The organism is Pseudoalteromonas sp. '520P1 No. 423' (genome assembly GCF_001269985.1).
Lineage (GTDB): Bacteria > Pseudomonadota > Gammaproteobacteria > Enterobacterales > Alteromonadaceae > Pseudoalteromonas.
The window spans coordinates 252,989-272,044 of the sequence record NZ_BBZB01000001.1; the positions used below are offsets into that span (position 1 = coordinate 252,989).

Here is a 19,056-nt window from a genome sequence, read left to right on the forward strand (position 1 = left end):
AAAATTTAAGACTGAATATCACTATCTGACTTTTCAGTCTCTGGTATTTCATTGTCAAGTAAAGCAAGCTGATCAAATAATGATTGGCTATATTCTATAAATTTATCAGCCTGCTCTCTTTCTTGATTTAACCACTGTAAGATCCCAGCTAATTCATTTTCAATAGATAACGGCTTAGCCTGCTCATATGCCTTCTCCAAACCTTCATTAAGTGGCGTGAGCTGCTTGGCTAAATCAATCCCTGGCATATTGGAGCGATATTCTTTCACACTTACGAGACTTTCAGTCTGTTGTAAGTTCATTGAGAATGCTGCGAGTTGGCTCGTGTCCATATTAATTTTGCTTGCCTGTTCAAATGCATCTTCCAATGAACCAGAGAAAAAATCATCGCTGACTTTTTGTAAATCAGACATAAGCGCATTTATCGCTTCTTGCTCTTCTTCATTTAAATCGCCATCAACTTCAAATGAAAATGCAGCTGAATATGATTTTGAATCTTGGTATGCGAATGATTCATTTTGATTGTTTGACTGATAGACTGAAGCATTTTGATGCTGATAATCTGAATTAAAACTAATACGAATTTCATCGCCTTCTTGAGTTTTTATTGTTAAATCAGCACCGTTTGATAAATTATAACTACTTGCTTGAGCATAATTTACTGATGATGCTTTTGGTCTTTCTAACGCACTTTCAAATTCATCTAAACCTTTATTCATCAGTTCTGAGCTTTTAGCAATGCCCTCTTGTATATCATCAGTCATTAAACCAGAATCTTCTAGCTCTTCAGATGCTTCTTTTATACCTGTTTCAATACCGCTTCTTGCTTGATTAAGAATATCTTTAAGTTTGTCATCTGACGCACCATTACTTTGCGCATTTAAAACAGCTGTTTTGACAAAACCTAAAACATTTTTTGCGACTTCTTCAAAATCAAATAAAGACTCAGCTTTATTAGCTGAAGTTGGCGGCATGGATAAAGAGTTAGATAACTTATCTTGCATAACTCTTGAGGCAATTTGGGTATTTTTTGAAAACTGCACTGAACCAGACATTTGAGAGTGCTCTTGTGCTTTATCACTCTTTTTGAACAACTGATTAAATAACGATGCGGGCTGAAACCCAGAAGAACCAATTTTCATGACTTGCTCCAATTCAGTGTCTTTATTGCTTATCGGCAATTTATGTCAATACTAAAGTATCAACTAATAAAATATTTAAATTTATATAGACAAACTAATATCACTCCATAAAATAGCGCGACCAGCTCAGACGAGAAAATATAATGGCTATTATTGAAATTGACGAAACTACTTACGATTCACAACTAAGTGAAAAAGAAATCCGAATTCAAAAGCAATTTGAACAATTCGGAGTTAAAAAATTAGAAGTTTTCAACTCTGAGCCAAAACATTACCGCCAACGTGCTGAATTTAGAGTATGGCATGAAGGTGATGATTTATTCCACATAATGTTTAACCAAGAAACCAAAGAAAAAATCCGAGTTGAACATTTTGAACCAGCTGCACCTATTATGTACGACTTAATGCCTAAATTAATTTCATTATTACAATTCAATGAAATTTTAAGACGTAAGTTATTTCAAATAGATTATTTATCAACTCTAAGTGGTGAAGTATTAATAAGCTTATTATATCACAAGCCTTTAGAAGATGAGTGGTTAGTCGCAGCAGAAGAATTAAAAGCAACTTTAAGCAAAGAATTTAATGTTGATATTATTGGTAGAGCACGAAAGCAAAAAATATTACTAGGTAATGACTACGTAGTAGAAAAACTTAATGTGGCAGGTAAAGAAATTACCTATCAACAAGTAGAAAATAGCTTTACACAACCCAATGCAAAGCTAAATCAAAAAATGCTAGAATGGGCGTTAGATATTAGCCAAAATTTAGAAAATGATTTATTAGAACTATATTGTGGTAATGGCAATTTCTCTATCGCGCTGGCAAGTGCATTCGACCGTGTATTAGCAACTGAAATTTCAAAATCATCAGTAAAGTCAGCACAATTTAATATTGCTGAAAATAACATTGATAATGTTGATATCATCCGCATGTCCAGTGAAGAGTTCACGCAAGCGCTTAATGGTGAGCAAGAATTCACTCGATTAAATGGTATCGATTTAAAGAGTTATAACTGCCAAACGATCTTAGTTGACCCACCACGCGCGGGTATGGATGAGAAAACAACTACTTTAACGCAAAACTACGATAATATTATTTATATCTCTTGTAATCCAGACACATTAGAAAGAGATTTAAAGCAATTAACCACAACACATAAAGTTGAGCGCTTTGCTATTTTTGACCAGTTTCCATATACACACCATATAGAATCCGGCGTATTTTTAACGCGAAAATAACTTAGTCTTTTTTAGGTGCTGCTTTTTTACCATAGATTGCAGCACCTTTAGCAACATACCTTAATTGCCAAACTAATCTATCAACCAATTCATCCCTTTGTTTCTTATCAATATCTAAAGCCTCAGCTCCTGCATTAAATACCAAAGTAACCATAGCTTCCGCTTGAATGTAAGCATGATCAGCATCACAATTTGTTTCGTTTTCTAGATAATGAGCCAGCTCTAAAATAAAGTGTTTTATTTCTCGAGCTACTGCACTTCTAAATGCAATTGAGGTACCTGAACGTTCACGTAGCAATAATCGAAACTGATTACTCGAGTTTTCAATAAACTCCATAAAAGTATGAATTGAAGTATGTATTACGCTGCCTTCGCTTTTTATTCTTCTTCTCGCTTGGCGCATTAACTGCCTAAGTGTTAACCCCGCTTCATCAACTAAAGTTAAACCTAATTCATTCATATCTTTAAAGTGTCTATAAAAAGAAGTTGGCGCGATACCGGCTTCTCGAGAAACTTCTCTTAAACTTAAATTGGATAAGCTATGCTCTGCGCTCAATTGATTGAATGCCGCTTCAATTAGGGCAAGTCTTGTTCTTTCTTTTTGTTTTGCACGAACGCCAGCCATAGCTACCTCTATAAATTTAACTTTTGTCTTTCTTTTATCTACTTAGACAAGTTTCACAAGTCAGAAGTCTAACATAACTACTAGGTAAATTCGTTTTTACTCTATCGAATAACTTGACTAAAAGATAATTTACTACTATTTTAGCGCACAGCTGTACGCTCAAATGAACTAATTTAAATTATTAACGAAGAAGACAAATGAAAAAACCACCATTGATCTGGGCAAACGTCCTATTTTTTACACTGACATTTATAGCCGCAATCATTTTAGTGCCTCTATATGGCGTAATGATTGGATATAGCAGCACAACTTGGTGGGCATTTATTGCTTGTATGTTTTTTGCCGGGTTATCAATAACAGCGGGTTACCACAGATTATGGGCTCATAAAACTTATGAGGCACACCCTGTTATAGAGTGTATTTTTGCCATTGGTGGTGCATTTGCAATGCAAAATAGCGCACTTCACTGGAGCTCAGATCATAGAATTCATCATGGCCAAGTTGATGATCCAGCTAAAGACCCTTACGCTGCAACTAACGGTTTTTGGTATAGCCATATAGGTTGGATGTTACGCAATTATCAAGGTGATCAATATGGTAGTTATAACAATGCGCGAGATTTACAAAAAAACAAAATAGTCATGTGGCAACACAAGTATTATTTCCCGCTAGCATTTTTTGTTAATGTATCTATTCCATTATTGTTAGGGATCATATTTGGTGATGTGCTTGGCATGTTACTATTATCAGGATTATTAAGACTGGTGCTAAGCCAACACTTTACTTTTTTTATTAATTCAGTCGCACACATCTGGGGAACTAGACCTTATACTGAATCAAATACGGCCAGAGATAATGGTATTTTAGCTTTTTTCACCTATGGTGAGGGATATCATAATTACCATCATATTTTTGCCAGTGATTATAGAAATGGTATAAAATGGTATCAGTACGACCCAACTAAATGGATGATCAAGTCACTTTCATACTTTGGTCTTACAAAAAAACTTAAAACGATTTCGATAGATCGCATAGAAAAAGCAAAAGCTGAAACGCAACTAGCTGCAACAACCAGAAAATTATCACAATTTTCTGCCACTCAAGACAAGCTAGACTTGTTGCAGAGCGAATACGAATTATTAATCAAAAAATTACAACATTACGCAAAACTAAAAAAACAATTGCTTGAAGCTAAAAAAAGTACCATATTGCAACAATATGAAAAACTAGCTTTAAATAAACAGTACCAAGAGTTTGAACAGGCTTGGCAGCAGCAAAAACAAGCATGGCTTGATTTAAACATCAAGTTACTTAATGCTCGGTATAGTTAACTAAAATACCCCAATCATAGGCTTTAAGGTTATGATCTGGTTATTTTTGTTTCAAGCGAAATAATTGAGGATAGCCAGTGGCAAAGCAAAGTAAGTCTAAAAAGGCACAAGAAGAAGTATCATATCAATTTGATGCCATAATTATAGGCACAGGCCCTGGCGGTGAAGGCACCGCCATGAACTTGGCTAAAAGTAAAAAACGTGTCGCCGTTATCGAAAAACAAGAATCTGTTGGTGGCGGTTGTACACATTGGGGCACAATCCCATCAAAAGCACTACGTCACTCAGTAAGTCGATTAATCGAGTACAATAGTAACCCGCTTTTTAATACTCGAGAATCTAGAAACAAGCTTACTTTTCCTGATATTTTAAGCCATGCTGGTAATGTTATTTCTAAGCAAGTTAACTTACGTACCAGCTTCTACGATAGAAACCGCATTAGCTTATATCACGGAGAAGCTTCTTTTGTAGATCAACACACAATTCAAGTTAAAAAACCTGATGGTTCAGTAGAATTACTGACAGCTGAAACAATCGTAATTGCAACGGGTTCTCGCCCATACCATCCACCACAAATAGATTTTGATCATAGCCGTGTTTACGACAGTGATACTATTTTAAAACTAAAACACGACCCAAGACATATCATCATTTATGGTGCAGGTGTGATTGGCTGTGAATACGGCTCTATTTTTAGAGGCCTTGGTTCAAAGGTAGATTTAATCAATACCCGTGATCGCCTACTGGCATTTATGGATGCTGAAATTTCAGATGCATTAAGCTACCACTTCTGGAACAGTGGCATCGTAATTCGTCATAATGAAGACTTTGATAAAATCGAAACACGTGATGACTGCGTAATCGTACATATGCAATCAGGTAAAAAAATGCAAGCTGATTGCATCTTATTTGCGAATGGCAGAACAGGTAATACTGATACTTTAAATCTACAATCAGTGGGTTTAGTTGCCGATGGCCGAGGTTTATTAAAAGTAAATGACAGTCATCAAACAGAAATTAACAATATATATGCTGTGGGTGATGTCATTGGTTATCCAAGCTTAGCAAGTGCTGCTTTTGATCAAGGTCGTATCGCTGCTGATGCAATTGTTGATGGCCACTGCTCAGCTAAATTGGTTAGCGACTTGCCTGTTGGCATTTATACTATTCCTGAAATTAGTTCAGTTGGTAAAAATGAGCAAGAACTAACGATGGCAAAAATACCATATGAAGTAGGTAGAGCACAATTTAAACATTTAGCACGAGCACAAATTGCAGGTACTGAAGTCGGTAGCCTGAAAATTTTATTCCATATCGAAACCAAAGAAATATTGGGCATACATTGCTTTGGTGAGAGAGCGACTGAAATCATTCATATCGGTCAAGCAATTATGGAACAAAAGAATGGCGGTAATAATATTAATTACTTTGTTAATACCACATTTAACTACCCTACAATGGCTGAAGCATATCGCGTTGCAGCATTAAATGGTCTTAATCGCTTAATAAAGTAATATCACCATAAAAAGTAGGTACTAATTGCGCCTACTTTTCAATCTAACTATTGTATCTGTGTAAAATTATTGTAAACTTAATTGTATAATAACAATAATTAGGCTGGTGCAAAATGAAAAGTAAAATGAAGCTATTAACTATAGCTCTATCACTTTGTTCTACAAGTGTTTTAGCTGATTTTTCATCAGCCAACAAAGATTTACAAAATAATAACTTTGCAGCGGCCGCAAAAGAATTTACAGTTTTAGCACAACGTGGTCACTCAAAAGCACAATTCGAATTAGCACAGCTTTATGAAAAAGGATTAGGTGTAGAAAAAGATATCACAACTGCATATGCTTGGTACTTACTTGCTGTAGATTTTAAGCACCCTGAAGCTAAAGAAAAGTACCGTAATTTAAGAAGAAGCATCCCCTCTAGAAAAGAAGGCAAACAGGCCTACCTTGCTCTTAAAAATAAATATGGCAGTCAAAAGCATAAATCTCTTTATGAACCAGATGTAAAGCGCACTAACTTTTACCCAGCTCGAGCTAAGTTGACCAAAAAAGTAGAACCGCAATACCCATCAGACCTTGCAGCACTTAATAGCGCCTGGGTCAGCATATCTTATAATGTTGATGAAAGTGGTCATGTGGAAGATGCGCGTGTATTAGCGTCATTCCCTAAGGGCGCATTAGATGAATATGCACTTGCAGCAGTTAAAAAATGGCAATATGAGCCTCAAGTAAAACGCAATGGTGAGCCAGATCGTGCTCATGATTTAATTACCACTTTTAAAACAAAAAGCCAAAGCTCTAAAAACCATAAACAATATAAAAAACAGCTTGCGCAATACACAGATAAACTAAAAGCGCTTGCTATTAAAGGAAATAGCTATGCACAAGCACGCTACGCCTTAATGCTAGAACAAGGAGTAATAGAGTCATCAAAAGGCGAGCATATTAATTGGTATTATAAAGCAGCCGTTAATGGTAATTACGATGCCCAATTGCGTTTAGTACATTGTTTTGAAAATGGTGAAGGTTGCCAACCAAGTGAAAACAAAGCATTTGCTTGGTTAATAAAAGCAAGTGAAACACAAAATGCCAGAGCCCAATTCCAATTAGCGACAACATATTTAAATTATGAAAGTGTGCATTACAATGTTAAAAAAGCCGCTGAACTCTTAAAACTTGCAACATTACACGAGTACTTCCCTGCTATGGTTGAATACTCAAGATTATTAGCTTTTTCTGATGAAGCAGGTATTAGAGATGTTTCATCTGCAATCAAATATGCAGAACTGGCACGTTCATTAGATGCAACAAACCCAACATTATTATCAGTATTAGGCGCAGCATATACTGAAATGGGTCGTGTACAACAAGGTGATGAGTTATTACGCCAAGCGTATGATGAAGCAAAAAACCGTAACTGGCCAACGAAGAACTACTTAGATTTAATTGAAGGCGGAGAAGCAGCTATGATGGCAAGTGGTGCAAGTTTAAGATTAAATAATTAAACATACTTTAGTCATTAAGTAATAAAAAAGGAGAGTTTAGCTCTCCTTTTTTATTACTATTGTATCGCCTTATTTGTGATAAGGCTTACTTAGCTCATGTACTGAATTAATAAATACGCCTGCATTTTCTGGTGTTACATCTGGTGTAATACCATGACCTAAATTAAATACATGGCCTGTGCCGCCTTCACCAAATCCTTCAAGAATTATTTTAACTTCTTCACGAATACGTTCAGGAGATGCATGTAACATTGCAGGATCCATATTACCTTGAAGTGCAACTTTATCACCAATACGACGCTTTGCATCAGCCATATCGATTGTCCAATCTAGCGCTACCGCATCACAACCTGTTGCTGCGATATCTTCAATCCACATGCCACCATTCTTAGTGAATAAGGTTACAGGAACTTTACGACCATCATTTTCACGAATAAGGCCTTTAACAATTTTATCCATGTAAGCTAATGAGAATTGCTTGTAATCTCTTGGTGTTAAAATACCACCCCAAGTATCAAAAATCATTACTGATTGCGCACCAGCTTTGATTTGTGCATTTAAATATAAAATAACTGAATCAGCTAATTTATCTAATAACATATGCAACATTTTAGGTTCAGCAAATGCCATTTTTTTGATCTTGCCAAACGCTTTGCTGCTTCCGCCTTCAACCATATAAGTTGCAAGCGTCCAAGGTGAACCTGAAAAACCAATCAATGGAACCTCACCTTTTAATTCACGACGAATAGTACGCACAGCATTCATTACATAGCCAAGTTCTTGCTCTGGATCAGGCACTGGTAAGTTTTCTACATCTGACATACGTTCAATAGTACGTTCAAATTTAGGGCCTTCACCTGTTTCAAAATAAAGACCTAAGCCCATAGCATCAGGAATAGTCAAAATATCACTAAATAAAATAGCGGCATCTAAAGGGTAACGACGTAATGGCTGTAATGTTACCTCACAGGCAAACTCCGCGTTTTTACATAAACTCATAAAGTCACCAGCTTCAGCACGTAATGCACGGTATTCTGGTAAATAACGACCTGCTTGACGCATCATCCATACAGGTGTTGCATCTACTGGTTGTTTTAATAAAGCACGTAAATAACGATCGTTTTTCAATTCACTCATGTAAGTCTCTTTTAGCTGATTAATCCCAACATTTTATAAATTTTAAAATGACTACTGCAGGATGTCTAAGTTATATGACTATATTAACACTTAGAACTCAAACCCTCTATGTGTAAGATCAAGGAATATATAACAATCAAAAAATAAAAGGTTGCGACAAAGAAAACTATTTGTTATAAATTTGTATGCTAATCAAATAAATAATAAGAATCTTGTGAAAACGAGACCTACATAGAATTAAAGCCACCTATCTTAGTAAATTAAGTTGGTGGTTTTTTCTTTTTAATAGCCATAACAAAAATATAACGTATTTTATAAATCAATACAAATCAATACATTACACTTAAGTTTGAACTTATTATTAAAAATAGGTTGATCTTTTGCTTATATTTCATTCTTATAGAGGTATAGTAAGAGCAGAGAGAATAATTATGCTATCACAACTAGAAAAAGCACAACAAGAATGGGGTGGTTCTCACTCTGTTATTGACTCATGGTTAGAAGAGCGCCAAGAATTATTGGTGCTATATTGCAAGTTAGTTGGATTACCTCCTTTTGACCGCAATGAACAAGCACTACCTGAGCAAGATCATATTCAAAAGTTTTGTCAGATTTTAATGGATTATTTATCGGCAGGACATTTCGAAATTTATAACGATATTGCTAAAGCGTGTGAAATAAAAGGCGAGCAAAGCTTAGCCTTAGCACAACAATTATACCCTAAAATATCAGCATCCACTGATATTGCTTTATCATTCAATGATAAATATGCCGAAACAAAACAAGGTAGTACACTACCAGATTTTGATTCGGAGCTTTCTCAACTAGGCCAAACCCTTGAGCAAAGGTTTGAATACAAAGATGAGCTAATTGATAACCTTTATTCAAATCACTAGCCCTCTTAGAATCAAACATAAAAAAAGCGAGAAATTTCATCTCGCTTTTTTTATGTTTGACTAAATAACAATTTAAAAATCATTATTTAGTCAATATAGCATTACTCACTAGCAGATTCTGCTTTAGCTGTTTCAGGCTGCTCTATTTCTAATAACTCTACTTCAAATACTAAAGCTGAATTAGCAGGAATTTTACCTAAATCACGTTCACCATAAGCAAGCTCTGAAGGGATTGTAAATTTAAATTTAGAACCAACATTCATTAACTGAACGCCTTCAGTCCAACCTTTGATCACTTGATTTAGTGGGAAAGTAGCAGGTTCATTACGTTTGTAAGAGCTATCAAACTCAGTACCATCAATTAAAGTACCCTTGTAATGTACTTTAACAATATCAGTTTTAGCAGGTTTATCACCTTCGCCTGTAGTGATTACTTGATACTGAAGGCCAGACTCAGTTGTTGTTACACCTTCAACTTTAGCATTATCAGCTAAAAATTTAATGCCTTCAGCTTTGCTTGCCTCAGCTGCTAATTTAGCTGCTGCTGCTTTTTTCTCGTTAACTGATTTATCAAGTTCTGTTAAAACTTCTCTGATCTTAGCTTCATCAAGTTTAGAGTTTCCAGCAAGTGCATCTCTAAAGCCTTGAATTAAAAGTTCTTGCTCTAAAGCAAAACCAAGCTCATTTTTATCAGCTAAATCTTTATTTAAAAATACACCAACTGATGCACCAATACCGTATGCTTGCTGTTGTGCTGGCGTTTCTAATTTAACTTCAGCAACAACTTCTGTTTTTTGAGCAGCTTCTTGATTACAAGCTGTAAGCGCCAAAATAGAGGCTGCAAGTAGTGATAATTTCATTGTTTTTTTCATTATTGTCTCCGGCAAATGAAAGTTGCCATTTTCATAGAACTTAACTAATTTAAAATAACGGCTAACCAATATATTTAACTCAATTGAAAGCACGAACTTCAAATATGATGATATTTAATATACAAAAGTCATTTCTCATCTGAATAATTCAATTGACGAGAAACGAAGCTACTTGCACAATGAGTTTTACAAATGCATTGTGAGAGTAGCCTAAAGCCAAATCGCTCCTTAGTCTAACCTCTTGCACAGCAAGAGTTAAGGAAAAACATACATAATATGACCATAAATCGACCTTTATTTCACTTACTTTTCGTAATTTTGCTTACTTCGTGCAGCTCAGAAGAAAAGTTACCCGATAATGCCATAGAACATGCAGTAGAAGGAGCTTATGCAGCAAGTATTTCAGATGACGCAAATTACAGTGTAATCTCCTCCATGCATCATGGTCTTGCGTTATGGGATCTCAAAAAGAATGCTTTAAAATATCAATGGAATCATCTTAATGATAAAGAAAACCTAAAACTCAATGCAGAGTCAAACTTAGATGAATGGCTTGCGCAAGATAATTCAGGCAACTTAGTGCTTACTACTGATATATCATTTGATAGTAAAATTGCGGTCACTGCAGATAAAGAAAATTTTGCCCTTTGGAGCATAAAAACAGGTAAAAATATTGGTTTTTGGAAAGTAAAAGATTCTAATATAAGGGATATCGCTTTAAGCAACCAAGGTCGTTATATTTTATATGGTAAAAGTAATGGCATTGCTGTACATATCAATGTGCTCTCAGGTAAACGTATTGAATTTTTAGGCCATCAAGAAAAAATAAACGCGGTAGATTTATCACCAAATGGCTATTTTGCACTCACTGGTTCTAATGATTATGCAGCTTATTTATGGGACACACGCACAGGTCAAGTGATCCATAGATTTAACCACCCAAGCAGGGTGACTCAAGTAAAGTTAGACCCTAAAGGCCGTTATGCTTTTACTGCTGATAGTAAAAAACAAGCACGTATATGGGATTTACAAACAGGTGATATGATCTCTAATTTACAGTATTTAAGTAGGCAACAAATTTTTAGCGCCGTTCGTTTTAGTGCTGATGGCAATTTGTTAGCAACAGGTGCCCCCTCAAGAAAACTTGCTTTGTGGGATGTCAAAACTGGCGAGCAATTAAAAAAATGGCAGGTAAGTCCAAGAAAAGGTTCTCGCCCTAAATCTGCAGTCGTGTATGATGTCGCTTTTACACAAGATGGTCAGTCTCTTATTACTGAAAGTTCCAGTGGTTTAGCTGAAACTTGGACCATACCTAAAAACCTAAAATGAGCATTTTTAAACTATGAGTGCATTAGAAGATAGAGTAAATGAACTGGAAGCTAAAATAGCTTTCCAAGATGAAACAATTGATATTTTAAATGATGAATTAAAAATGCATCAGCAATTAATAGCTAAAATACAAAGACAAACAGAACTTTTAGCTGAAAAAGTGAAAGAGTCTCAAAATTTAGAGCTAGGCTCAGAACCACAAATAGAGCCGCCGCCGCCCCATTACTAAAGAATTCGGTTTCGCATCATTATTTAAGGCCACTACCAAGCATATTTATAAATTTTTGCAACTAAATAGTAATATGTTCAAAGCCAATACGTTTAGCTTTGGTAACAAGTAGCTTTTAATAAAACCCCGTAGCAGAATTACTCGGGATTAAATACGCCAATAACTTGCTCAAATTGGCGTGTTGAAGCTTGAACAGCTTCTTTTGGTTGTGTCATTATATGATGACATTGCACACACTCAACTTTTTCTACGTCATTCTCTTTATACAGCATCATAGTATCCATCGAATTACATTCTGGACAGGTAGCACCCGCAATAAAACGCTTTTTCTGTTTCATTTTTATTTACTCTCATATTTAACTCTTGGTATTTTACTCCTTATTTCATAAGTCTGATATACTCAGCAGCCATTTTTATGCTTTATTAAGAGTTATTACTGCAACATGATTCAAATTACCCAACTAGAGCTACTACGAGGCGGTAAAAGCCTATTAAAAGATGCCAATGCCACTTTATATCCAAAACATAAAGTAGGTCTAGTGGGCGCTAATGGTTGCGGTAAGTCTAGCTTATTTGCCTTACTACAAGGTAAATTACATGCTGACTCTGGTGATTGTTTAATTCCCAAAGACTGGGAAATATCTTCAGTTAAACAAGAAACTCCCGCTCTAGAAATATCCGCTTTAGAATATGTATTACAAGGCCATAAAAAATATTATGTATTACATGAAGCCTTAGCTTTAGCTGAAAAGAATGGCGATGGTGAAGCTCAAGCCAAAATACACTTACAACTCGAAATCGTAGGTGGTTATGGCATAGAATCTAAAGCAGGTGAATTATTACATGGCTTAGGCTTTACTAATGAACAACTTACATCACCTGTTAGTTCATTTTCTGGTGGTTGGAGAATGCGTCTTAATTTAGCACAAGCGTTAATCCATCCATCTGATTTATTATTACTCGATGAACCAACAAACCATTTAGATTTAGATGCTGTTTATTGGTTAGAACGCTTTTTAAAATCTTATACAGGCACTTTAGTTTTAATATCTCATGATAGAGAGTTTCTTGATGCAGTAATTGATGAGATTTGGCAAATTTCAAATCAAAAAGTCAATGTCTACAAAGGACACTACTCTCAGTTTGAACGCCAAAAAGCCGAACGATTAGCGCAACAACAAGCAAGTTATGAAAAACAACAAGAGCAAATAGCCCATTTAGAAAAGTTCATCACCCGCTTTAAAGCAAAAGCAACCAAAGCAAAACAAGCACAAAGCCGTGTTAAAGCCATTGAACGTATGGAAAAGCTCGCCCCAGCCCATGTAGACTCTCCATTTAATTTTGAATTTTCAGAGCCTACAGCATTACCTAACCCTTTATTAACACTAGATAAAGCAAAGGCAGGTTATGGTGACGTCACTATCTTAAATAACATTAAGCTAAACTTAGTGCCAGGTAGCAGAATCGCATTACTGGGCCGAAATGGCGCAGGTAAATCTACTTTAATTAAGTTATTATCTGGTGATTTAAGCCCACAAAGTGGCGAGGTATTTCAACACAAAGGCCTTAATATAGGCTACTTTGCGCAGCATCAGCTAGAGTCTTTAGATTTAAACGCCAGTGCAATTTTACATTTACAGCGCTTAAACCCTAAAGCGACAGAACAAAGCTTAAGAGACTTCTTGGGCGGCTTTGCATTTATGGGAGATCAAGCAACATCACCGGTAGCGCCTTTTTCAGGTGGTGAAAAAGCACGCTTAGTATTAGCTATGCTAGTTTACCAAAAGCCTAACTTACTCTTACTTGATGAGCCAACTAACCATCTTGATTTAGAAATGCGTCATGCCTTAGTTATGGCATTACAAGGCTTTGAAGGCGCTATGGTCACTGTCTCTCATGATCGTCACTTACTAAAAAATACAGCCGATGAATTTTATTTAGTAGATCAAGGCACAGTTACACCTTTTGGTTATGATGTTGAAGCATATTATCAATGGCTAATGAACGCTAAAAAAGATACGACAGCTGAAGCAGAAAACATTAAAGATGAAGCTGAAAGTAAATCCGTCAATAGAAAAGAGCAAAAACGCTTAGAAGCTGAGTTTAGAAAATCTGTTCAACCAATTAAAAAGCTAATAACTTCTTTAGAGAAAAAGCTAGATACACTGTCTATTGAACAAGATGAAATCGAAAGCGCGCTTGCCGATAACGATTTATATCAAGAAGATAATAAAGCGAAATTAAATACTTTATTAGAAAAACAAGCTAAATGTGTGCCTATGCTAAATGATGTGGAAGAGCAGTTATTAGAGCAATTAGAATTACTTGAAGAAAAAGAGTCTGCTTTTAATGATTCACTCTAACAATAATGAATTACAGAAAGTAAGTGCCGAAGATTTTTGGCACTTTTCTTGTGATCTTTATAGTAAAAATGAACTGTATAAAAAAGATAAACAAGAATACTCATTGCTCGAACTACAAAATAAATTCAATAAGAATGTCAATATATGCCTGTTAATGCTGTATTTAGATAAACTGAACATCTCAATTTGCCAAAATACTTTGTATAAATTAATTGTAGCTATTTCAGAGTTTGAAAAAAATTACTTATTACCGCTAAGAGCTTTAAGGCTAAGACTAAAAGCAGAAAAATCCGACATTTCACTCTACGCAAAAATGCGTCAGACATTACTTGATTCGGAACTGTTAATGGAAAAACATCAACAATCTCAATTAATAAATGCACTTAAGAATTATGAAACCTCACCAAAAAAAGACATTGATAACCTGCAACTTTACCTAAGTTTTAATATGGCGTAATACAAATTAAAATTCTTTATGCCCACTTCCTACTGATGAAAAACTGATCTAAATCAAAGTCTGCTCCCACTCTTAATTCAATGCTAATAGAATTTGATCTATATCATATTTTACTTAACCATAATGCCTTAATCTAAGTTTGTTCACAGATTAGGAGAATAACCATGTCAGTTTTTTTTAGAGATTTTTTTAGCGACCCAGTTCTATTTTTGTCTTTCGGTTTTCTTGCTACTGTAATCGGAATTTGTATTTTCTTTGCATTCTTTTTTATGAAGAAAATAAATGAAGCTTCACCCCAGTGATATTCCAGTTATCCTCACAATAGTGAATAACAGGTCAATAATTAAGCACGACGCACTAAAGGGCCATTTCAAGTTTACTTGGATTGGTCCTTTATATCTTTATGGTTACCAGTTAAACTAATTACGTATTTTATTAATCTTATTTAAAACATAATGAGCAGTCACTTTCGTCCAGCTTGGTGGATGGTAAATAAACACGCACAAACTATTTTACCGCGTTTTTTTCGCCCAAAACTAAAACTTACTTATCAATTAGAATCGCTTAGCACACCTGATCAAGATTTTATTGAACTTGCTTGGGGCTGCCCTATTGCAAAAAATGATACCAAACCATTAGCTATCATCTTTCATGGACTTGAAGGTAATATTCATAGCTTTTATGCTAAAGGCATGATGAAAGCCATGCAAGATAACGGGTTTGATACCGTACTCATGCACTTTAGAAATTGCTCAGCTGCGCCAAATAAAACTGCACGCGCTTATCATAGCGGCGAAACATCTGACGCAAGGTTTTTAATAACACACTTAAAAGAACAATTTCCAAATAAAAAAATAGTTGCCGTGGGATTTTCGTTGGGCGGTAATGTGCTCAGTAAATATTTAGGTGAATATCAAAACGATAGTCACTTAGATGCAGCTGCGGTGGTATCCGCACCGTTTGATTTAGCGTCATCTTGCCAAGTGATCCAACAAAGTTTAGGTAAGATTTATCAAAAATACTTACTTGATAGGTTAAAGCATTCAACTGGGAGAAAAGAATCTTTAATTAAACCTTTATTAGGGTTAAGTAAGCAAGATATTAAAAATATTCCTTGTTTATGGGAGTTTGATGATAAAGTAACAGCGCCTTTACATGGCTTTAAAAATGCAAAAGATTATTACAACAAAGCTAGCAGTAAAGCTTATTTAATAAAAATAACGACACCAACCTTGATCATACATTCAGTTGATGATCCAATGTTATCAATCAAGTCTGTTCCTGATAGCTCCCATATAAGCAAATATGTTGATCTGGAGATCACACAAAAAGGCGGCCATGTTGGTTTTATTAGTGGCAAAAATCCATTTAAGCCCATTTTTTGGTTGGAACAACGTATCCCTGAGTATTTTAAGAAGCAGTTAAAAATAAAATGATAATCCCTTTTAAAGAGTTACCCACAGAAACACTAAACAACCTAATCGAGAGCTTTATTTTACGTGAAGGTACTGATTATGGTGAAGGCGAGTTTAGCTTAAATGATAAAATTACACATATTAAAACCCAGTTAAACCAAGGTAATGTTGTAATTGTTTACTCTGAATTACATGAAAGCATCAACATCATGCCTAAAGCAACTTTTCAACAAAATGAAAATGAGTTTAAATAGTTAAATAAAACTAACTAATTAAAGTTGCCTTAAAGGGATTCAACAACAAAGACTTTAAGGAACCCTAAAGAAATATAACAGCTAAATTCGACGCTAACTGAATACGAAACTAAAACAATAAGTAAAATGGCAGCATGTTTTAAAAAGTATTAAAATAATATTTTACTCTGTATTGTTTCTCAGGGTTTTCAGAGCACACATCTAAAATAAAATCTATTTCTTCTTTGTTCAAAACTTCATTCATCATAACTCTCCTTCAAAACAGAAAATATTATAAGAACAACTTCAACTCAATAATCCTACTGTACATAAAGTAGACTTAATACTAACTTAACAGATATTTTTATTGTGTATTAGTAGAAATACACGTCTAAATAGAATCAATACACAGGTTTAGTATCGTAAACGCCAGTTTTGCATGTGTTTTATGAAAAAAACAAATAATGAATTAAAATTGCAACTAACGATTTTTATAGCAAGAATATAGATTGGAGTTTTACTACTAGTTTAAGTCTTTGGCGTTTATTTTCTTAGTGAAAGAAAATGGTTGCGGGAGCCGGATTTGAACCGACGACCTTCGGGTTATGAGCCCGACGAGCTACCAGGCTGCTCCATCCCGCGCCTGAATTGTGTATGTATTTTAAGTCGATCACACTAACGACGTTTCAGCACTATTAAAAATGGCTGCGGAGTTTAATTTAAAAACAACTGACGATTAAGTAGAAACTCACTCCTTTATCAGAGTACCAATTAACTTTCATAGAAAGAAATGGTTGCGGGAGCCGGATTTGAACCGACGACCTTCGGGTTATGAGCCCGACGAGCTACCAGGCTGCTCCATCCCGCGCCTGAATTGTGTATGTATTTTAAGTCGATCACACTAACGACTTCAATATTTATCTGGTTACCATTTTTATAAAAAATGGTTGCGGGAGCCGGATTTGAACCGACGACCTTCGGGTTATGAGCCCGACGAGCTACCAGGCTGCTCCATCCCGCGCCTGAATTGTGCATGTATTTTAAGTCGATTACACTAACGACTTTAGGCGGTAACCATTTTTTAACCAAGGAAAACCTTTTAGAAAATGGTTGCGGGAGCCGGATTTGAACCGACGACCTTCGGGTTATGAGCCCGACGAGCTACCAAGCTGCTCCATCCCGCGCCTGTATTTGCTAGCTAAGAGCGTGACCCCTCGTTAACAAGAGCGCCATAATATAGTTTTATTACGTTAATGCAAGCACTAAATTCAATAAGATAGTACTTAGTGTTAATTTACCTTGAAAATGCCTAATTTTACAGCAATTTACAAAAACTCAGTTCTACGATGTGGCGTAATCATTTTTTGCCAAGGCCAATCATTATGCCCCATAATAATGAAATCAGGGTTTTCAGTGATCTCTCTTTGATTATAGGAGATAGGATTGAATTCAGCACTTAGAATTTGACCACCAGCTTGCTCAACTATAATTTGTGACGCACCTGTATCCCACTCACCAGTAGGCCCCACACGTAAAAAACAATCAGCTTTTCCTTCTGCAACCATACAAGCTTTTAAAGAACAAGAACCTACAGCTATAGTGTCAAAATCGCGATCTAAATAGCAACTCACAGCTTCTAGTTTCTGTCTGCGACTTACTGCTAAAGTTAATTTATTATGTTTTACCACTTCAAGCTTAGTATCTCGGTTATTATCTATAGTTATTGCGTGTTCACGTTTAAAAGCACCAAAATCTTTGGCTGCAAAATAGGTCGCATTTTTAATGGGCCAATGGATAATACCTAAAACAGGCTGATTATTTTCGATCAAAGCTATATTTACAGCAAAATCACCACTTTTTAAAATAAACTCACCAGTACCATCCATAGGGTCAAGCAACCAATAACGCGTCCAATCTTTTCTTTCATGTAAAGGTGGAATAGTTGTTTCTTCAGACATAATAGGGATATTAGGCGTTAACTTCATTAAGCCATTAATAATGACTTTATTGGCTGCCAAATCAGCTTTAGTAACAGGCGTATTATCACTTTTTTTTTGCTGACCAATATCTTCTTGATCATATATATCCATGATCGCTTGGCCAGCTTGTTTTGCTATTTCAATACAGGGTTCAAGGAAAGACTGCATAATAAGATCCTGTTTATTTTGCTCTACTAGCTAAGTGCTCTTTGGCTAAGAATAATGCAGCCACACTTCTGGCTTCAGTAAAGTCTTTTTGAGTTAATAGCGCTTGCCATTGGCTTAAAGGCCAATGCACAACTTCTAAAGGTTCAGGTTCATCACCTAATAACGATTCATTAAATAATTCTTCTGCAAGTATAATATGCATTTTTGCGTTAAAATAGCTTGGTGCCAAACTTACTTGTTTTAGCTCGGTTAACTCTTTAGCACCAAAGCCCGCTTCTTCTTTCAATTCACGATTACCAGCTTGCATTACATCTTCTCCTGGATCAATAAGACCTTTAGGGAAGCCTAATTGATAATCATGAGTACCCGCACAATATTCTCTTACTAATAATAGCGTATCATCGTCAACAAGGGGTACTATCATTACGGCACCTCTACCACCACCTTTAATACGCTCATATTTACGTTTTTGACCATTTGAAAACTCTAAATCTAAAGACTCTACAGTGAATAATCCACTTTTAGCTACTATGTCAGTTGCTAAAATATCCGGCAACTGATGCTTCTTTTTCTGTGCCATACCATCACTTTGCATTGAATAAATAATATGTGAATCATAAGTC

General features: G+C 35.5%; 18 protein-coding genes and 4 tRNA genes. 11 read left to right on the forward strand and 11 right to left on the reverse strand.

The genetic code is table 11. The annotated features are described in order from the left end of the window. Positions 1-5: 5 nt before the first annotated feature. Positions 6-1,142: a DUF5610 domain-containing protein gene (locus PSA_RS01180; protein ID WP_042151425.1), complete on the reverse strand. Its 1,137-nt coding sequence runs from the start codon at positions 1,140-1,142 to the stop codon at positions 6-8. 143 nt (positions 1,143-1,285) lie between these two features. Here PSA_RS01180 and trmA point away from each other — a divergent pair, with 143 nt between their 5' ends. Further along, positions 1,286-2,383 carry a tRNA (uridine(54)-C5)-methyltransferase TrmA gene (gene trmA / locus PSA_RS01185; RefSeq protein ID WP_042151428.1) on the forward strand — a complete coding sequence of 366 codons (1,098 nt, stop codon included), beginning with the start codon at positions 1,286-1,288 and terminating at the stop codon, positions 2,381-2,383. Between the two features lies 1 nt (position 2,384). Here trmA and fabR read toward each other — a convergent pair whose 3' ends face one another. Continuing rightward, the gene (gene fabR / locus PSA_RS01190) at positions 2,385-3,008 is read right to left on the reverse strand and encodes an HTH-type transcriptional repressor FabR (protein WP_042151431.1); all 624 of its coding nucleotides are present in this window, start codon (positions 3,006-3,008) and stop codon (positions 2,385-2,387) included. A 197-nt stretch (positions 3,009-3,205) separates the two neighbouring features. Between fabR and PSA_RS01195 the strand changes: the two genes are divergently transcribed. From PSA_RS01195 to PSA_RS01205, 3 genes are all read left to right on the forward strand, one after another. Beyond that, a complete protein-coding gene (locus tag PSA_RS01195; protein ID WP_042151434.1) occupies positions 3,206-4,339 on the forward strand; it encodes a fatty acid desaturase in 1,134 nt (377 codons plus the stop codon). 77 nt (positions 4,340-4,416) lie between these two features. Next, positions 4,417-5,853 carry a Si-specific NAD(P)(+) transhydrogenase gene (gene sthA, locus PSA_RS01200; protein ID WP_042151437.1) on the forward strand — a complete coding sequence of 479 codons (1,437 nt, stop codon included), beginning with the start codon at positions 4,417-4,419 and terminating at the stop codon, positions 5,851-5,853. A 113-nt stretch (positions 5,854-5,966) separates the two neighbouring features. After that, complete coding sequence (locus tag PSA_RS01205; RefSeq protein ID WP_042151440.1) at positions 5,967-7,355, forward strand: TonB family protein; 1,389 nt, start codon at positions 5,967-5,969, stop codon at positions 7,353-7,355. 69 nt (positions 7,356-7,424) lie between these two features. Here PSA_RS01205 and hemE read toward each other — a convergent pair whose 3' ends face one another. Beyond that, entirely contained in the window at positions 7,425-8,492 is a 1,068-nt protein-coding gene (gene hemE, locus PSA_RS01210; RefSeq protein WP_042151442.1) for a uroporphyrinogen decarboxylase, read from the reverse strand. Positions 8,493-8,923: 431 nt separating this feature from the next. On the opposite strand from hemE, the gene PSA_RS01215 reads away from it, so the two are divergent. Further along, positions 8,924-9,388 (forward strand): Rsd/AlgQ family anti-sigma factor, encoded by a 465-nt coding sequence (locus tag PSA_RS01215; RefSeq protein ID WP_042151445.1) that lies wholly within the window; start codon positions 8,924-8,926, stop codon positions 9,386-9,388. A gap of 101 nt (positions 9,389-9,489) precedes the next feature. On the opposite strand, the gene fkpA is transcribed toward PSA_RS01215, so the two are convergent. Further along, positions 9,490-10,260 carry an FKBP-type peptidyl-prolyl cis-trans isomerase gene (gene fkpA / locus PSA_RS01220; RefSeq protein ID WP_042151448.1) on the reverse strand — a complete coding sequence of 257 codons (771 nt, stop codon included), beginning with the start codon at positions 10,258-10,260 and terminating at the stop codon, positions 9,490-9,492. Between the two features lie 276 nt (positions 10,261-10,536). Here fkpA and PSA_RS01225 point away from each other — a divergent pair, with 276 nt between their 5' ends. Both PSA_RS01225 and PSA_RS01230 read left to right on the forward strand, forming a co-directional pair. Beyond that, on the forward strand, positions 10,537-11,589 hold the full coding sequence (locus PSA_RS01225; RefSeq protein ID WP_042151451.1) for a WD40 repeat domain-containing protein: 1,053 nt from the start codon (positions 10,537-10,539) through the stop codon (positions 11,587-11,589). Between the two features lie 13 nt (positions 11,590-11,602). Next, the gene (locus tag PSA_RS01230) at positions 11,603-11,818 is read left to right on the forward strand and encodes a SlyX family protein (RefSeq protein ID WP_042151454.1); all 216 of its coding nucleotides are present in this window, start codon (positions 11,603-11,605) and stop codon (positions 11,816-11,818) included. A 137-nt stretch (positions 11,819-11,955) separates the two neighbouring features. On the opposite strand, the gene PSA_RS01235 is transcribed toward PSA_RS01230, so the two are convergent. After that, positions 11,956-12,156 carry a YheV family putative zinc ribbon protein gene (locus PSA_RS01235; RefSeq protein WP_042151457.1) on the reverse strand — a complete coding sequence of 67 codons (201 nt, stop codon included), beginning with the start codon at positions 12,154-12,156 and terminating at the stop codon, positions 11,956-11,958. 105 nt (positions 12,157-12,261) lie between these two features. Here PSA_RS01235 and PSA_RS01240 point away from each other — a divergent pair, with 105 nt between their 5' ends. The 4 genes from PSA_RS01240 to PSA_RS01255 all read left to right on the forward strand — a co-directional run bounded on the left by PSA_RS01240 (position 12,262) and on the right by PSA_RS01255 (position 16,307). Next, positions 12,262-14,181 carry an ATP-binding cassette domain-containing protein gene (locus PSA_RS01240; protein WP_042151460.1) on the forward strand — a complete coding sequence of 640 codons (1,920 nt, stop codon included), beginning with the start codon at positions 12,262-12,264 and terminating at the stop codon, positions 14,179-14,181. Further along, positions 14,168-14,638, forward strand: coding sequence for a TIGR02444 family protein (locus PSA_RS01245; protein ID WP_042151463.1), 471 nt, complete (start codon positions 14,168-14,170; stop codon positions 14,636-14,638). Before PSA_RS01240 ends, PSA_RS01245 begins: the two co-directional genes overlap by 14 nt. 455 nt (positions 14,639-15,093) lie before the next feature. After that, complete coding sequence (locus tag PSA_RS01250; RefSeq protein ID WP_042151466.1) at positions 15,094-16,074, forward strand: hydrolase; 981 nt, start codon at positions 15,094-15,096, stop codon at positions 16,072-16,074. Further along, complete coding sequence (locus tag PSA_RS01255; RefSeq protein ID WP_042151469.1) at positions 16,071-16,307, forward strand: YheU family protein; 237 nt, start codon at positions 16,071-16,073, stop codon at positions 16,305-16,307. The genes PSA_RS01250 and PSA_RS01255 overlap by 4 nt, the downstream gene beginning before the upstream one ends. 544 nt (positions 16,308-16,851) lie before the next feature. On the opposite strand, the gene PSA_RS01260 is transcribed toward PSA_RS01255, so the two are convergent. The 6 genes from PSA_RS01260 to nudE form a co-directional block, all read right to left on the reverse strand. Continuing rightward, positions 16,852-16,928 (reverse strand) — tRNA-Met (locus PSA_RS01260). A 149-nt stretch (positions 16,929-17,077) separates the two neighbouring features. Continuing rightward, positions 17,078-17,154, reverse strand: a tRNA-Met gene (locus tag PSA_RS01265). A gap of 76 nt (positions 17,155-17,230) precedes the next feature. Continuing rightward, positions 17,231-17,307 (reverse strand) — tRNA-Met (locus PSA_RS01270). Between the two features lie 86 nt (positions 17,308-17,393). Beyond that, positions 17,394-17,470: transfer RNA gene (locus PSA_RS01275), tRNA-Met, on the reverse strand. Between the two features lie 141 nt (positions 17,471-17,611). After that, positions 17,612-18,433, reverse strand: a complete 822-nt coding sequence (cysQ, locus tag PSA_RS01280; RefSeq protein ID WP_042151476.1) for a 3'(2'),5'-bisphosphate nucleotidase CysQ — start codon at positions 18,431-18,433, stop codon at positions 17,612-17,614. A gap of 13 nt (positions 18,434-18,446) precedes the next feature. After that, positions 18,447-19,013: an ADP compounds hydrolase NudE gene (gene nudE, locus PSA_RS01285; protein WP_042151561.1), complete on the reverse strand. Its 567-nt coding sequence runs from the start codon at positions 19,011-19,013 to the stop codon at positions 18,447-18,449. Between the last annotated feature and the right edge of the window lie 43 nt (positions 19,014-19,056).

Excerpts from the sequence above, each read along its gene's own strand:
- hemE (WP_042151442.1), bottom strand. The coding sequence starts at position 8,492 with ATGAGTGAATTGAAAAACGATCGTTATTTACGTGCTTTATTAAAACAA.
- fabR (WP_042151431.1), bottom strand. The coding sequence starts at position 3,008 with ATGGCTGGCGTTCGTGCAAAACAAAAAGAAAGAACAAGACTTGCCCTA.
- fkpA (WP_042151448.1), bottom strand. The coding sequence starts at position 10,260 with ATGAAAAAAACAATGAAATTATCACTACTTGCAGCCTCTATTTTGGCG.
- PSA_RS01215 (WP_042151445.1), top strand. The coding sequence starts at position 8,924 with ATGCTATCACAACTAGAAAAAGCACAACAAGAATGGGGTGGTTCTCAC.
- PSA_RS01245 (WP_042151463.1), top strand. The coding sequence starts at position 14,168 with ATGATTCACTCTAACAATAATGAATTACAGAAAGTAAGTGCCGAAGAT.
- PSA_RS01205 (WP_042151440.1), top strand. The coding sequence starts at position 5,967 with ATGAAAAGTAAAATGAAGCTATTAACTATAGCTCTATCACTTTGTTCT.
- trmA (WP_042151428.1), top strand. The coding sequence starts at position 1,286 with ATGGCTATTATTGAAATTGACGAAACTACTTACGATTCACAACTAAGT.
- PSA_RS01235 (WP_042151457.1), bottom strand. The coding sequence starts at position 12,156 with ATGAAACAGAAAAAGCGTTTTATTGCGGGTGCTACCTGTCCAGAATGT.
- PSA_RS01225 (WP_042151451.1), top strand. The coding sequence starts at position 10,537 with ATGACCATAAATCGACCTTTATTTCACTTACTTTTCGTAATTTTGCTT.
- cysQ (WP_042151476.1), bottom strand. The coding sequence starts at position 18,433 with ATGCAGTCTTTCCTTGAACCCTGTATTGAAATAGCAAAACAAGCTGGC.
- nudE (WP_042151561.1), bottom strand. The coding sequence starts at position 19,013 with ATGGCACAGAAAAAGAAGCATCAGTTGCCGGATATTTTAGCAACTGAC.
- PSA_RS01180 (WP_042151425.1), bottom strand. The coding sequence starts at position 1,142 with ATGAAAATTGGTTCTTCTGGGTTTCAGCCCGCATCGTTATTTAATCAG.
- PSA_RS01230 (WP_042151454.1), top strand. The coding sequence starts at position 11,603 with ATGAGTGCATTAGAAGATAGAGTAAATGAACTGGAAGCTAAAATAGCT.
- PSA_RS01255 (WP_042151469.1), top strand. The coding sequence starts at position 16,071 with ATGATAATCCCTTTTAAAGAGTTACCCACAGAAACACTAAACAACCTA.
- PSA_RS01250 (WP_042151466.1), top strand. The coding sequence starts at position 15,094 with ATGAGCAGTCACTTTCGTCCAGCTTGGTGGATGGTAAATAAACACGCA.
- PSA_RS01195 (WP_042151434.1), top strand. The coding sequence starts at position 3,206 with ATGAAAAAACCACCATTGATCTGGGCAAACGTCCTATTTTTTACACTG.
- PSA_RS01240 (WP_042151460.1), top strand. The coding sequence starts at position 12,262 with ATGATTCAAATTACCCAACTAGAGCTACTACGAGGCGGTAAAAGCCTA.